The 12,581-nt window shown below is 38.3% G+C and carries 11 protein-coding genes; 4 read left to right on the forward strand and 7 right to left on the reverse strand.

The window, feature by feature from the left end; all coding sequences use genetic code 11:
* Nucleotide 1: 1 nt before the first annotated feature.
* Nucleotides 2-454 (forward strand): GNAT family N-acetyltransferase, encoded by a 453-nt coding sequence (locus IPI99_02190; protein ID MBK7339321.1) that lies wholly within the window; start codon nt 2-4, stop codon nt 452-454.
* A 46-nt stretch (nt 455-500) separates the two neighbouring features.
* On the opposite strand, the gene IPI99_02195 is transcribed toward IPI99_02190, so the two are convergent.
* Both IPI99_02195 and IPI99_02200 read right to left on the reverse strand, forming a co-directional pair.
* Nucleotides 501-2,069, reverse strand: a complete 1,569-nt coding sequence (locus IPI99_02195; protein MBK7339322.1) for a peptide chain release factor 3 — start codon at nt 2,067-2,069, stop codon at nt 501-503.
* 63 nt (nt 2,070-2,132) lie between these two features.
* Nucleotides 2,133-3,788 (reverse strand): NAD(P)H-dependent oxidoreductase subunit E, encoded by a 1,656-nt coding sequence (locus tag IPI99_02200; GenBank protein ID MBK7339323.1) that lies wholly within the window; start codon nt 3,786-3,788, stop codon nt 2,133-2,135.
* Nucleotides 3,789-4,020: 232 nt separating this feature from the next.
* Between IPI99_02200 and IPI99_02205 the strand changes: the two genes are divergently transcribed.
* The gene (locus IPI99_02205) at nt 4,021-4,284 is read left to right on the forward strand and encodes a hypothetical protein (protein MBK7339324.1); all 264 of its coding nucleotides are present in this window, start codon (nt 4,021-4,023) and stop codon (nt 4,282-4,284) included.
* A 186-nt stretch (nt 4,285-4,470) separates the two neighbouring features.
* On the opposite strand, the gene IPI99_02210 is transcribed toward IPI99_02205, so the two are convergent.
* From IPI99_02210 to IPI99_02230, 5 genes are all read right to left on the reverse strand, one after another.
* Nucleotides 4,471-5,556, reverse strand: a complete 1,086-nt coding sequence (locus IPI99_02210) for a 2Fe-2S iron-sulfur cluster binding domain-containing protein (GenBank protein MBK7339325.1) — start codon at nt 5,554-5,556, stop codon at nt 4,471-4,473.
* Nucleotides 5,557-6,044: 488 nt separating this feature from the next.
* Nucleotides 6,045-6,884, reverse strand: coding sequence for an arsenite methyltransferase (locus IPI99_02215; GenBank protein MBK7339326.1), 840 nt, complete (start codon nt 6,882-6,884; stop codon nt 6,045-6,047).
* Between the two features lie 221 nt (nt 6,885-7,105).
* Nucleotides 7,106-7,531: a transcriptional repressor gene (locus tag IPI99_02220; protein MBK7339327.1), complete on the reverse strand. Its 426-nt coding sequence runs from the start codon at nt 7,529-7,531 to the stop codon at nt 7,106-7,108.
* A gap of 9 nt (nt 7,532-7,540) precedes the next feature.
* Nucleotides 7,541-9,859 (reverse strand): TonB-dependent receptor, encoded by a 2,319-nt coding sequence (locus tag IPI99_02225; GenBank protein MBK7339328.1) that lies wholly within the window; start codon nt 9,857-9,859, stop codon nt 7,541-7,543.
* Between the two features lies 1 nt (nt 9,860).
* Nucleotides 9,861-10,463: a type 1 periplasmic binding fold superfamily protein gene (locus tag IPI99_02230; GenBank protein MBK7339329.1), complete on the reverse strand. Its 603-nt coding sequence runs from the start codon at nt 10,461-10,463 to the stop codon at nt 9,861-9,863.
* Nucleotides 10,464-10,946: 483 nt separating this feature from the next.
* Here IPI99_02230 and IPI99_02235 point away from each other — a divergent pair, with 483 nt between their 5' ends.
* Together IPI99_02235 and IPI99_02240 are read left to right on the forward strand one after the other, a co-directional pair.
* Entirely contained in the window at nt 10,947-11,300 is a 354-nt protein-coding gene (locus tag IPI99_02235) for a carboxypeptidase-like regulatory domain-containing protein (protein ID MBK7339330.1), read from the forward strand.
* Nucleotides 11,301-11,449: 149 nt separating this feature from the next.
* The gene (locus IPI99_02240; GenBank protein ID MBK7339331.1) at nt 11,450-12,523 is read left to right on the forward strand and encodes a 2Fe-2S iron-sulfur cluster binding domain-containing protein; all 1,074 of its coding nucleotides are present in this window, start codon (nt 11,450-11,452) and stop codon (nt 12,521-12,523) included.
* The last annotated feature ends 58 nt before the right edge of the window (nt 12,524-12,581 follow it).

The following is a 12,581-nucleotide window of genomic DNA, read 5'->3' on the forward strand; positions in this document are numbered from 1 at the left end:
TATGTTCGAATTTCATTGCAAACCATTCAGTGACTTATCGTCTTCAGTAATTTATGGAATATTAAAATTGAGGTCTGAAGTTTTTGTGGTGGAACAAAATTGTATTTATTTGGATTGTGACAACAAAGATCTGGATTCATTGCAGAGCTGGATTCAAAATCAAGAAGGACAGATCATTGCAACTGCCCGCATTTTACCAAAGGGAGTTTCATATGCAGATTATATTTCTATTGGCAGAGTGGCAACGAATTTAGATTTGAGAAGAACCGGTGTGGGAAAATTGTTGATGCACCACGTATTGGAAATGTGTAAATTACATTTTCCCGGAGAACTAATAAAAATTTCTGCCCAATCTTATCTGCTAGATTTTTATGCAAGATTTGGATTTTCAAAAACAGGAGAGGAATACCTAGAAGACAATATTCCCCATTGTGCCATGGTCTTGATCAATTGATACAATGCTCATACCATTGATATGAATACAAAGTACAAAGCAACATTTATTCGCTGGAAGTGTGAAGTTCTATGTCTGGAAAGTTCTCTTTAATCAGATTGAGCGTCCAGGAAGATTCTGCAAGAAATACAAACTTTCCTTCTTTGTCTTTTGCCAAGTCTTTTCTTCGGCGTGTTTTAAATTCTTCCCATTTTTTCTCGTCAGAATATTTTATCCAGCATGCTTTGTGTAAATTAATAGGTTCATACGTACAACTCGCGCCATACTCGTGCTCCAATCTGTACTGTATCACATCGAACTGCAATGCTCCAACCACACCAATAATTTTTCTTTGAGAGTCCTCTTTCGTAAATAATTGAGCAACTCCTTCATCCATGAGTTGTTCAAGTCCTTTGGCAAACTGTTTGAATTTGGAAGGATCAGCATTGTTGACGTACCTGAAAATTTCAGGTGAAAATCTTGGAATACCTTTGAAATGTAGTGTTTCTCCTTCTGTCAAAGCATCGCCTATTTTAAAATTTCCGGAATCATAAAGTCCAATTACATCACCCGGATAAGCTTCATCTATAACTTCTTTCCTGGATGCCATGAAAGACGTAGGATTCGAAAATCTGAAATCTCTGTCCAAACGGACATGGTAGTATGCTGTATTGCGCTTGAAAACTCCGCTACAAATTCTGAAAAAAGCAATTCTATCTCTATGCTTGGGATCCATATTTGCATGAATTTTGAACACGAATCCACTCAATTGATCTTCGGATGGCAAAACTATTCTTTCTTCAGTTTCTCGCGCCAATGGCGTAGGCGCTATCTCTACAAAACAATCCAAGAGTTCTCTAACACCAAAATTATTCACTGTGCTACCATAAAATACTGGACTAATGTTGCCGGATAGATAGTCTTCTCTACGGAAAACAGGATAAACTCCTTGAATGGTTTCCATATCTTCTTGGAATTGCTTGTGAGGTCGTTCGCCGATAATTTCTACAAAAGCACTGGTATCGTCCATCCGAATAGCAGGTGAGTCTTCTTGTTTTTGATGGGGACGAAAATGTATAAATGTTTTTTCATAAATACTATATACTCCTTGAAAAGATTGGCCCATACCGATAGGCCAGGAGAGCGGAGTTACTTTAAGCTTTAACTTGGACTCGACTTCATCCATCAAGTCAAATGCGTCTTTTCCTTCTCTATCCAATTTATTGATGAAGACTATAATTGGAGTATTCCGCATCCTGCACACTTCAACCAGTTTTTCTGTTTGCTCTTCGACACCTTTGGCAACATCTATCACAACTATGGCGGAATCCACGGCGGTCAATGTGCGATAAGTATCTTCTGCAAAATCTTTGTGGCCCGGAGTATCCAAGATATTGATCTGAAGTCCCCGGTACGGGAATGCCATCACACTCGTCGCAACAGAGATTCCTCTTTGCTTTTCGATCTCCATAAAATCTGAAGTGGCATGTTTTTTTATTTTGTTGGACTTCACTGCACCTGCTATCTGAATAGCACCTCCAAATAGCAATAATTTTTCTGTCAGAGTTGTTTTTCCGGCATCTGGATGTGATACTATTCCAAATGTTCTGCGTTTATTTAATTCTTCAAAATTCATGGATTATTCCTTGTAATTTTCTTTTACAATCAACTGCTTTGATAACAATTAATAAATTCCGGATCAGGATTTAAAATAAGGTGCCAGCTCCGTTTCAAAATACTGCATTGCATTTTGTACAGGCAGGGGAATTCCCCCACCTAAAGCACACAATGATCCGCGTTTCATGGTGTCGAGTAAATCCAACATCAAGACTTTATCTATTTTGCTACTGGTATCCTGTATAGATTTTTGAATAAGTTCTTTACCACGAGTTGAACCTATCCTGCAGGGAAAACATTTTCCACAGCTTTCATGTGCAGTAAAATCAAAAAGATGTTCTAAATAATGAATCATCGGCATCTCTTCAGGAATGCTAATTATAGATGCATGACCTAACATTAATCCTTGTGATGAAAATGATTCAAAATCCAAATTAAGATCATTTATTTTGGAGACCGGCAACAATCCACCAAGTGGGCCTCCTATGTGCAAAGCTTTGGTCGGCCTTGAAAATCCCCCGGCTAGCTGGTTGACCACTATCGATAATGGCGTACCCATAGGAACTTCAGCAACTCCAGGTTGACTGAAACCGCTGTCAAGAGAAATGAGTTTTGTCCCAGTAGATTTTTCTGTTCCTATTGCTCCAAAAGCTGCTCCTCCTTGATCAATGATATAAGGCAGACATGCTAAAGTTTCTACATTGTTGACAACGGTTGGCTTTCTAAATAAACCTTCCTGAACTGGAAATGGTGGCCTCACCCGAACTTCGGGTCTTTGACCCTCAATAGAAGATAATAAGGCAGTCTCTTCTCCACAGATATAAGCACCTTGGGCCTTGATGACTGTAAAATGGATAGAAACTTCAGTGCCTGCTATTCTGTCTCCAACTAAATGATGATCACCTAAAATTTTAAGTGCAGAAAGTACGGCTTCGACCGACTCAGGATACTCCGCTCTTATATAAACAACAGCTTGATTCGCTCCTATAATATAAGATGCTATCAGCATACCGGCAAGCAGAAGAAAGGCCTGGTGCTCTAGGATATACTTGTCAGTAAATGAACCCGGGTCCCCTTCATCAGCATTGCAAACTAAAAACTTTTGTGGGGATTCCTCTTTAAGACATCCATCCAATTTGATCCACATCGGGAATCCGGCTCCTCCCCTCCCTCTTAACCCAGATCTTTTTACCTCTTCCAATAATTGGGTAGGACTTGCTGCCAATGCTTTCTTTAGCGTCTCTTCAAATTCAGTTACATGATAACTGGCCCTGGTCAATACCACGGGCTCCATTTGGTGGACCGGGTACTGATCTTTTATATGAATGTGGTCTTGAATGATTTCCTCAAATCCATCTGAAGCACTACCTGAATAATTTTTGTTTTTGAACTGAAAAGCATGATTCTCATAGCATCTTCCCAGACAACAAATGTTTCCTATCTGATCTGATGCAAATCGAGATTTCAGTTTCTTCTCCAATTCATTTTGTGTACCTGCTACGAGACAGGCAGAGCCATTGCAGATATAGATTTGTTTTCCCGCGTTGGAGGTTCTCGTAAAATCATAGAAGCTCGTAGTCCCAAAAATATAAGCATTCCCCAAAAGAAATTCCTCAGCAATGGCCTCTATTTGCTCATTCCTGATACCTTCACCACCTGATGCTTCTCTGCCCAGTCTTTCAAACAGATTCTCTTGCAACCCTTTCCGACCGGATAGAAAGCTGGTATTTTTGGACATATGATGATACAGTTTTAGTCCGTGAAAATAGAGCTATTCCGGGAAATATCCCGTATAAAACCCCACTTTTTGATTCCGAACCACTATCATGACACCCGCTAGGTTTACTTGGCAGGAATCACGCCATTAACAAATTTTAAAAAATATTATTATAATAATTTGAATATAATAAAAATTAATATTTAGTTTTACCTGTTCAATCATTTTTTCACAATCAAACAAAAACGAAATTATGGAAACTATTTTGCCTTATTTGATCAACTCAGTCTTTGGTGCAGGAGGAGGTTGGCTTAGCAACATGCTAAAGCCTAATGCTTTGGGTGGTGTTGGTAATATTCTTGCTGGTGCTATAGGCGGCAATGCCTTGCAAATTATTGGTTCGTTGGCAGGAATGTTTGCCAATAGCGGCTCTGGAGGTTTTGACTGGATGAGCGCTTTGACTGCTTTAATAGGCGGTGGAGCAGGCTCAATGTTAGGTGGATTATTGAAAAAATAAAATAGATTCACTAAAAAACCAAACCGATTCAAATGGGCGACGCCTTGTCGCTTTCATGATTTTATAAAATCTAAGCCTTGTGGACGATAAATTCGCAAGGCTTTTCTCTTTTATCGAAACTTGAATCCAGGGATAAAATTGGCAATACTTTATTCTACATCGAAGTTCGGGACAAAGGCAGACATGTTATTTAAACTCCAGCTGGACGTGATCTGAAAGCGGACGGGACTGGCATGAGAGCACCCATCCTTCCTCAATCTCAGTTTTACTCAACGCATGATCGTGATCCATGTGGACTTTCCCTTGTTTTAATACTGCCATACAACTTGAACAAACACCACTTTGGCAAGAATATGGAGGATGCAGACCAGCCGCCAGCATGGCATCAAGGATATAAACTGATCGATCCGCCTCCAGGTCAATATGACGACCATGCAGATTGACTTCCAGACGGTATTTTCCAGTGTACAAAGGCGAAGCTTGAATGGATTCAGATTTGACATAAAAATATTCGGTCAGAATCCGATCCGGTTTCACCCCATGATTGGTAGCATAAGATTTCATTTTCTCAATAAATCCACCAGGTCCACAGATATAATAAAATGTATCAACCGAGTCAAGCCGCGTATTTTCCAAAATACGATCAAGATGGGCATAATCAAGCCTTCCTTCCAGTCCAGTCCAGGTACTTTGATTGCCTTTTTTAAACATAGAAAACAATCCCTTTGGCTTTGAATGCTGGCTCAGACTCACGTGACTAAAAAACTGATCCTGATAATGTTTTTCCCAATGTTCGAGCAGGTGACGAAACAATATATCTTGCTCGGTTCTGCATCCATAAGCCAATATTACCTTGGACATAGGTTCATCTTCCAACAAAGCCGGAATCATGGAGATGAATGGAGTGATCCCTACGCCGGCGCTGAGAAATACGTGAACCCTTTTCAAATTAGCTTTAGGGATTACAACAAAATGACCTGTCGGCTGTGAGATCATCACCTGATCTCCTACATTTAGCTGGCGGTTAAGAATTGGAGATACTTTCCCATCTTTAACTTCTCTGACTGCAAACTCGAGATACTCACCAGGCTTATAGTGGTGAATAGAATAAGCTCGATTGAACTCCTCTCCGCCTATATTAATATATACAAAAACGTGTTGACCGGGCTGAAAACCTACAAGTTCCTTTGAGAAATTCCCTAATCTAACTGATATGACTTGTGGACTTATTCTGTTAATTCCTAAAACCGATGCGTGAATTTCTGCTTCCATAAGTTTGCAAAGTTAGTATTGAAATCCGTTGAAAAATAAAGAATTATCGAGAAATGATTCTTTACAAAATTGAGATCAGCAATGCTGGTTTCTTATAACAAACCCAAAAAATCAGATCAGCAATTGCTGAATATTATTTATTTTTTCTAAAACGAAAGTGGAATTCTAAAACAATTCAAATTATTCTCTCCAATTGGTTCAGTGAAATCAAATACAAAATAAAATCCCTCAAATCTGAACAGAAGAAAATGATATACTGAATAAATTTTTGACAATAAGTCAAGCTCATTCATTTGAAAAAATTCAATTTGAAAAGGGCAATGGATCCACAATTTTAAACTATTCACTTGAAATTGAAGCTCACAACAAAAACCCTGAAAATGGCCATGGCAAATAAATTTCAGTACAGTATTGGTAACACTTCCTACATTAGGAACAATATTCAGTGCTTGATCGAAGTGATAAAAACTTAAGCCCTCAGCATGAGCCTAACAACATCCACTACCTGGTAAACAGGCACTTGCAGGTTTTTCTGCATAAACCGTGATGCTTCTGATCACTGTATCATTTGCCTTGTATAAGGCAATTTCATTTTCATTCAAATAGTTAGTCAAAATATCATCAGGAACAACAATAGGCTTATCTTTCTGAATCACAATATTGGTAAATCCCGCACTTCTAATATATGACAAATACAGTTCCTTGTCAATAGCACTTGCGACACACCCGGCGTACATTTCTGCAGCAGACAATATTTTTTCAGGCAAAGAACCCGTTAATACAATATCAGAAATACTAAAATGTGCAGCAGGTTTGAGAACGCGATACATCTCCTGAAAAACTGCTGCTTTGTTGGGTACAAGATTCAATACACAATTGCTCACGATCACATCCGCAACATTTGCACCCACAGGCATTTTTTCAATATCACCTAGTCTAAATTCCACGTTGTTGTACGAAAGATTTTCAGCATTAGATCTTGCTTTTTCAATCATGGCTGGAGTAAAATCAATACCAATCACTTTTCCTGTCTCACCTGTTTCCGCTCTGGCAACAAAGCAATCATTGCCTGCACCGCTACCCAAATCTATTACTGTGTCCCCCTTTTTAATTTTTGCAAATTGGGTAGGCAATCCGCAACCTAATCCAAGGTCTGCTGATTGAGTATATCCGGCCAGATCAACATAATCTTCACTCATAATATTATACACCTCATTGCTACAGCCTCCTGCACCACAACAGGATAAGGCATTAGTTCCCTTGTCCTGGAGAGCAATTTCGCTGTACTTCTGTTTTACCATTTCCTTGATTTGTTCCTCACTTTGCATTTTTAAAGTTCTTTTTTGATTATAATACACTTAAAACAAAAATCTGTTCAACTGAATGGGTAGAATATTCATACAGTTCTTCCGATTCAGAAAAAATTTCAATCGTTCCAGGTACCAGGGATTTTCTTTGGTACAAATCCGGTAATAATTGCATTTTTCGGGAGGAAATTTTCCACAAAAAAATACTGCTTTGTAAAATCAAAGCACAACTTATATTGGGACTAAGCCTTACAACAATGGTTGCAAATCCCGGTGGCAACTATAGACCAATGATGTATTTCAACACCTGGAACTTCTATTTCATGCTGCAACGAAGCATGCATACATGTAACCTCATTACACCTGATGCACTTGAAATGTATGTGTTTGTGGTTATGATTTACTTCATTGCATTCTCTTCCACACAATGCGAAATAAGTTTCTTCATGCTCCGAATATGCCTCATGTATGATCCCTTGATTCAACAAAGATTCAAGTGTCCGGTACAGCGTTACACGATCTACAGGTGTCATCGATTTTAGCAATATGGAGTAAGGAGTTGCGCTGGTTCTTTGTTCCAATATTTGAAGAAGTTTCAAGCGCACCTGAGTTGCTTTCAAACTTCGGCTATTCAACACTTCCTTCCAAGACAATTGATGAATTTCCATTTTCCTGAATTAAAACTTAAAATTGATCCCTACAATAATACTCCGGCCGAGATCATCAGCAAAATAGCGTTGGAAATTCAGATAATCTCTGTACTTAATATCAAACAAATTATCAATTTTAAAAAATAACTTGCATTTGTATTTTGAAAAAATAACGTCTGTGGATGCGTTAAAATTGGTTAGTTGATATGCAGGCGGCGCCGGTTTATAATCCTGATTCTCCAGTAAACCAGATTTTTTAAACACGATATGATGGCCTAATTCAAATTCAATTTCTGAATATTTTACATGACGAAAATTCACACTTCGATTCAAACGATAGGTGACATTGCCATAAACACTTGCAGGTGGTATATTGATCAATGGAATTTGATTTGAAATATCATTTCCTTTGATTAGACTCAATCGCAACTGGCCTGCCCAAGACGATCCTAGTGACCATTGACCAGCCAGATCAAGCCCGCTGATGATCGCATTCGTTTGTTTGTATTGAAATACAGGGAAAGCTCCCCTAATCGTTAGACGAAATTCATCTTGAGCTTGCAAATAGATATAATCCCAAAATCGTTGTACATAAAAAAGAGTTTGCAAAGAGATTTTCGAATTGGGAATCCACTTATGTTCCAAGCTTAGTTTCAAGGCAGACTCGGATTTTAAATTTTCATTTCCCTCTTCGATACCTGCAACAGCTTGATGCAAACCATTGCTATATAACTCATTGATCGCTGGATTTCTCAATGTAAATCCCATTTGGAAACCTATCTTTTGGGTTTGTGTCAATCCGTATAGTAACGAATTCATCACACTAAATCCTCCATACTTGTTATTGCTCCGGACAATTTTTCTTGGCAAATCTCTGCTAATTGCAGCTACATTTTGATATTCAAAATCATATCGAACTCCACATTGATAATCTGTTTTTTTAAATTTGAGTTGTGAGGATGCAAAAGCTCCAAATTTCCATGAAAGGTAGTCCGGAATCAAAGGTAATATACCTGTTGCTGGATCATTCGTATTATCGGTAAAACTCAATTGCAAGCCCGTTTTGACATTCCAATTATCTTTAATTTCTCCTTGATACTTGAAACCGGAATGAGTGTTCCATTGCCGCAAACTCAAGGCTGGAATACTCTCCCTTCCACCACGTCGCACGTCAAATTCTTTTCTTTCATTGAGCTGCAATGCCAAGGTCCATTCCAACGATTGATTTTCAGCAAAGTGATATTTAGATTGAAATTTTGCAAATTGATGTGATACCGTTTGCTTGGGAGCATCAATATCATAACTAAATTTATCTTCTGTAAAAAAAGGCAAACTCCTTTTCAAGGCTTCGTTTAAGTCGGTAAGATTTCCGACATGCGAGCCTCGTAATACTCCTATGGACGTATTGAAACTACTGAAGTATACGTCGCAAAATAGTCGATCTTTCCAGGTTTTTTCTAATTGTAATGATCCGTGATATTCTCTTGAACCGGAGTTGTTCAAAAAATAATCAGGCGTACTTCTATCGCCATAATACTTCAACGTGCCATTCAATTTCCAGGCTACGATAGGCGAATATTTTTGCAATTGAGCATTCAAGTTACTTCCCCGACCATTGTGCTCATACAGATAAGATAATCTTCCGTGCAGATGAGGCTCTCTTTGGATTCGCTCCGGTTCTACCAAGATCACTCCTCCTATATTTCCTCCAAAATATTCTATAGATCCAGCACCCTTTAAAACCGTGATCCTCGTTGCAGAAAGTGGGTCGATTTCGGGACTATGATCATTGCCCCACTGCTGGCCACTCAATGGTACTCCATTATTGAGTATCGTAAGCCGGTTACCAAATAATCCCTGGACAATTGGTTTAGAAATCGAAGTACCATTTCTGAGGGTGGAAACACCGGCTTCGTTAGAGAGTAGATTGGATAGATTTTGCTGTGCATTTTCTTCGATGAATTCTTTTCCCACTACCGAGGCAGCTTGGGTTTTATGGTTTCTGGATCCACCGTCTATGGTCACACCATCAAGGGAAATAGCCGTATGGCTTAAGGTTATTTGGATCAAAGTATCCTTGAATAAATGAACATGCATTTCTTTGATTTCGCAACCAATATGTGATATTATCAAGTGATATTCTCCTGGACAAATATGTTGGATGAACCACTCTCCTCTTTCGTTTGAATAGGCACTTTGACTGGTTTCTTGAATTAAAATCTGAACGAATTCCAAAGATTTACCTGAAGACTGATCATTGATCCTACCTTCCAATATAATGGAGCACTCTTGCGCTGTAACAAATTGAATTGTTACTAAAAAGTAAAGCACCAAAATGTAAAACATTCTATTGAACATAGATCAAAAAGTTAATCTCTACGTCTGTTTCACCGCCTGCATTCGTGATGTTTCCTAATTTTACGCCTTCGGCAGCTTTTTCCGGTAGATGACGGAGAATGATGCTTAACTCACCTGACGAACTTTTGCCAGTTATTAATTTACTTTTCAAACCAACTGGAAATCCGTTTGTATCAGCGTCATCGTATAACAGTAATAAGTCATTTAAATTGGATTGGTAAAAAATCTGGTGGTCATTTGCTTCGTCTTGTACCTCTTCTGTGATGTCTGTCACTGGCGATACGAATTCATTGAGAAACTGAACAGAAGCGTAATAAGTCGTATGGGCTTCTAATGTGTCTGATCTATAGACGGGAGTATTGCCTCCTAGATAGTTCACACTGATGATCTTCATCGTTCCACCCTTTTCTGGAGTAAGAGTATAAACTATGGCTGAAATTACTTCTTCTTCGTTGGGAATGATCGGATCTTTCTTTTGACAGCCCAATATACCCAAAGTTAATATACATGTCGCCAAAAGCAAATTTTTCTCCATATTCCAAACAGAAGCATTGTTAAAATACACAATACTTGAACATATGAATTCGAACATTACAAATGCAACATTGTTGCATTTGTACAGGATAATCTGACGTTCAAATTTTGATAAATCATTGAAAGACTCCTATTGACTTATTTGTTAACCTATAATTAACATATATCAATTTAATCTGTCTCAAAATAATATTTTGAATTTCATTAATAAATTTAACATTTGATATGAAACGATATTTGATTTTGAATAAAAACAGAATTCTATTCTGTTATTTTGAGTTAGAGGGTATTTGTCAATGTGAGATATTGAACATTAAATTGAAACCAAATCATATTAAATTATTTTTTAATGTATTGGATAGAAGAAAGCTTTCAAACCATTTGTTAAACATTTACGGGTTTGGTCGGGAGATATCAGATGCTCGTCGATTTGGTGCAACTTTTTACACCATTTTCCTGTCTATATAGTGTAATAAAACAAAACTATATTTCGTTTTAGCAATACTCTAAATAAGTTTTTAAAATTAAATTTTACAGGATTATGAAAAAGTTATTATTTATGGGGGGATTGATGATGTGGAGTTTCCTGACAGTAGCCCAGTTTGGCTCTAACAAACCTGAAGTCATCAGAGGGGTTTTATTCGATAAAGCAACAAACGTAAGATTAGAGGCTGCCGTTATCACCGTGGATCTCGGCGGATATACAGTCAGTTCAATGACGGATGCAGGTGGTTACTTTACATTGTTCAACATACCTCAAGAGACTGCAACATTGCGCATTTCAATGGCAGGATACGAAGACAAAATCATCACCAATATCCAGAAATCTGAAGATGTTGAATACCATATTGGTATGGAACCAAAGAAACTCACTGCTGAGGATCCCATCAGATAAGAATTAGTAGAAGTTTTTCATATTGTGGTAAAAGGAGCTCTTACGATGTAGGAGCTTTTTTTATTTGTCTTTTTCTTGACTTTCTTTAGCTTCAGAAATAACTTTGAGCATCGAATTCAATATGCAAAGCCGATTTAAAACAACTTTCAATGAGCCTACATACATACAAGATTCCTGTAAGAGAGATACGAAAAGAAACTTCGGACTGTGTTTCGATTGCTTTTGATATACCGGACCAATTCAAACAAGACTTTGATTTTCTTTCCGGCCAATATCTGACCTTGTGTACAGACATTCAGGGAGAATCAGTACGTCGCTCTTACTCACTTTGTTCATGGCCGGGTGAAAGCGAATGGCGAGTGGCTGTAAAAAAAGTACCCGGGGGAAAATTCTCAACCTTTGCAAACACAATCCTTAAAAAAGGGGACATCCTGGAATTGTTTCCACCAGCCGGAAAATTCTGTTTGCCTCCTGCGCCTGCATCCCAAAAACAAAATCATCTGTTTATAGCTGCAGGTAGTGGTATTACTCCGGTTATTTCTCTGATCAAACAGATCCTCAATGCTCGGCCTTTTGACCAAATCATTTTATTGTATGGTAACCGCTCCAGCGATAGCGTCATCTTTAAGCGCCAGTTGTTCGCTTTGAAGGACAAATTTATGAATCGTCTGAGCCTATCCTTCATTTTGAGCCAGGAAGAAACTGATGAACCATTTTTCACTGGAAGAATCAATCCCGAAAAAATTTCTGAGGTTTATGGAAAGCTATTCACCAAAGAAGTGTTGGACCAAGTCTTCATTTGTGGTCCGGAAAAAATGATTTTTGAACTCAAGGAATACTTTCAAAAAAAGGGGCTTGCAGAACATCAAATACATTTTGAATTATTTGGCTCAGAAGGCATTCCGGCAAGATTCAAAGTCCAGTCAGAGGAACAAAGCCAGGTAGGAACTTCTCAAGTATCTATAAAAGTGGATGGCCGGATCATTCAGTTCAATCTTGCCAAAGATGGACCATCAGTATTGGACGCAGCCTTAGCTCAAAAAGCCAATCTCCCGTTTGCATGCAAAGGCGGAGTGTGTTGTACCTGCAAAGCTAAGCTGACAAAAGGTAAAGTCAATATGAAAGTCAATTACGGATTAGAACCTGACGAAATCGATGCAGGCTATATCCTGAGTTGTCAATCTCATCCTGTTAGTGACGAGATTGAGGTGGATTTTGACTAAGAAATAGTGTATTGCTCTAACCTCATAAATATCTTATTCCCTGAGAAGGACATCAGCT

The organism is Saprospiraceae bacterium (assembly GCA_016710235.1).
GTDB lineage: Bacteria > Bacteroidota > Bacteroidia > Chitinophagales > Saprospiraceae > Vicinibacter.

What these genes read in the sequence shown, in the direction of transcription:
- IPI99_02195 (MBK7339322.1), bottom strand. Translation starts at nt 2,069, where the DNA reads ATGAATTTTGAAGAATTAAATAAACGCAGAACATTTGGAATAGTATCA.
- IPI99_02230 (MBK7339329.1), bottom strand. Translation starts at nt 10,463, where the DNA reads ATGTTCGAATTCATATGTTCAAGTATTGTGTATTTTAACAATGCTTCT.
- IPI99_02215 (MBK7339326.1), bottom strand. Translation starts at nt 6,884, where the DNA reads ATGCAAAGTGAGGAACAAATCAAGGAAATGGTAAAACAGAAGTACAGC.
- IPI99_02205 (MBK7339324.1), top strand. Translation starts at nt 4,021, where the DNA reads ATGGAAACTATTTTGCCTTATTTGATCAACTCAGTCTTTGGTGCAGGA.
- IPI99_02240 (MBK7339331.1), top strand. Translation starts at nt 11,450, where the DNA reads ATGAGCCTACATACATACAAGATTCCTGTAAGAGAGATACGAAAAGAA.
- IPI99_02225 (MBK7339328.1), bottom strand. Translation starts at nt 9,859, where the DNA reads ATGTTTTACATTTTGGTGCTTTACTTTTTAGTAACAATTCAATTTGTT.
- IPI99_02210 (MBK7339325.1), bottom strand. Translation starts at nt 5,556, where the DNA reads ATGGAAGCAGAAATTCACGCATCGGTTTTAGGAATTAACAGAATAAGT.
- IPI99_02235 (MBK7339330.1), top strand. Translation starts at nt 10,947, where the DNA reads ATGAAAAAGTTATTATTTATGGGGGGATTGATGATGTGGAGTTTCCTG.
- IPI99_02200 (MBK7339323.1), bottom strand. Translation starts at nt 3,788, where the DNA reads ATGTCCAAAAATACCAGCTTTCTATCCGGTCGGAAAGGGTTGCAAGAG.
- IPI99_02190 (MBK7339321.1), top strand. Translation starts at nt 2, where the DNA reads ATGTTCGAATTTCATTGCAAACCATTCAGTGACTTATCGTCTTCAGTA.
- IPI99_02220 (MBK7339327.1), bottom strand. Translation starts at nt 7,531, where the DNA reads ATGGAAATTCATCAATTGTCTTGGAAGGAAGTGTTGAATAGCCGAAGT.